Here is a 1,098-nt window from a genome sequence, read left to right on the forward strand (position 1 = left end):
GCCTCCAGCGGGCATGACTTTTCGCGATTGGGCGATACTGGAAAGTCGGTATCGCGTGGCTAACCAGCCTATCATGCCCGCCTCTCCATGTAAAGTCCTTTAGCGGACATGTACGCGGTCAGGGAAGTGCACCGTGAGTTGCAGCAAGATTTGTCCCCAGTTTTGAACACGACCTGTCCACTTGCGAAGAACGTCCATTGTCGCAAGATACAGCATCTTGAGCAGCGATTCATCGTTCGGAAAAATACTTTTTCCTTTTGTGACTTTACGAAGCTGGCGGTGGTAGCTTTCAATCATATTCGTCGTGTAGATTAATTTACGCAGTTCTGGCGAGTATTTAAAAAACGTTGCGAGTTCATCCCAATTGTTTCGCCATGAACGTATGATCAGTGGATATTGCTTGCCCCAAACCGCCTCAAATTGTTCCAATTCCTGCAAAGCAGCTTCCTCCGTTGGAGCGGTATAAATCGGGCGTAGCGCGGCAGTAACCTTCTTCAAATCTTTGTAGGATACGTATTTGATTGAATTGCGGATTTGATGGATGATACACTTCTGAATCTCTGTCTGCGGGTAGCATGCGGCAATGGCATCGCTAAATCCTTTCAGATTATCGACGCAGATGATGAGAATGTCTTGGACGCCGCGATTCCTCAGATCGGTTAGAACACTCAGCCAGAACTTCGCGGACTCGTTCTCGCCAATCCAAATGCCTAGTACATCCTTGTAACCCTCTAAATCAATGCCTACGACCATGTAAGCGGCTTTGTTGATAATTTGCCCGTCCTGCTTCACTTTGAAGTGAATGGCGTCCATGAAGACGACGGAATAGACATTTTGTAAAGGGCGATTCTGCCATTCTTTGATAAGCGGCATAATTTTAGCCGTTACATTGGAAATGAGTGTTGGGGAGACGTCGATGCCGTACAACTGGTTTAGATGATCCTGGATATCTCTTGTGCTCATTCCTTTGGAGTACATGGATATGATCTGATCCTCGATGCCGGTGACCTGTGTCTGATGCTTCTTGACAACCATCGGTTCAAATTCGCCGAGTCGATCACGTGGGACTTCAATTTCGACCTCACCATACTCCGACGT

Annotated in this window: 1 protein-coding gene; it reads right to left on the reverse strand. The window is 47.3% G+C overall.

The annotated features are described in order from the left end of the window. Positions 1-99: 99 nt before the first annotated feature. A partial coding sequence (locus tag ACFSW5_RS26145; protein ID WP_379280517.1) for an IS256 family transposase occupies positions 100-1,098 on the reverse strand: 999 nt, incomplete at its 5' end.

It is taken from the genome of Paenibacillus thailandensis (genome assembly GCF_042685365.1).
Taxonomy (GTDB): Bacteria; Bacillota; Bacilli; order Paenibacillales; family Paenibacillaceae; genus Paenibacillus_AP; species Paenibacillus_AP thailandensis.